This is a genomic window from Streptococcus sp. CCH8-C6, from assembly GCF_001557225.1.
Taxonomy (GTDB): Bacteria; Bacillota; Bacilli; order Lactobacillales; family Streptococcaceae; genus Streptococcus; species Streptococcus sanguinis_C.
The window spans coordinates 1-239 of the sequence record NZ_LSJN01000057.1; the positions used below are offsets into that span (position 1 = coordinate 1).

General features: G+C 71.1%; 1 protein-coding gene. It reads right to left on the reverse strand.

The features are described 5' to 3' along the window. Positions 1–239: hypothetical protein (locus AX677_RS09420; protein ID WP_197416888.1), on the reverse strand; the 239-nt coding region annotated here is incomplete at both ends.

Sequence of the window (239 nt, forward strand, 5' to 3'; positions counted from 1 at the left end):
GGGGCGTCCACGGGTCTTCCGCCCGGATGATGAGCGTCATGGCCAGGCCGCCGGCCAGCAGCAGGCCGCCGATCACCAGGCCCTTCTGGGCGCCGGTGTCGGGTTGCGCCAGGGGCCACAGAACGAGGCCCGCGGTGATCATCTGGATGGCGAAAAGGGGCATCAGGTCCATGCCCTCGTAGGCGAAGTGCGAGATGCCGCCCTGCCAGCCCAGGGCCGCCGCGGCGAGGACCACCAGA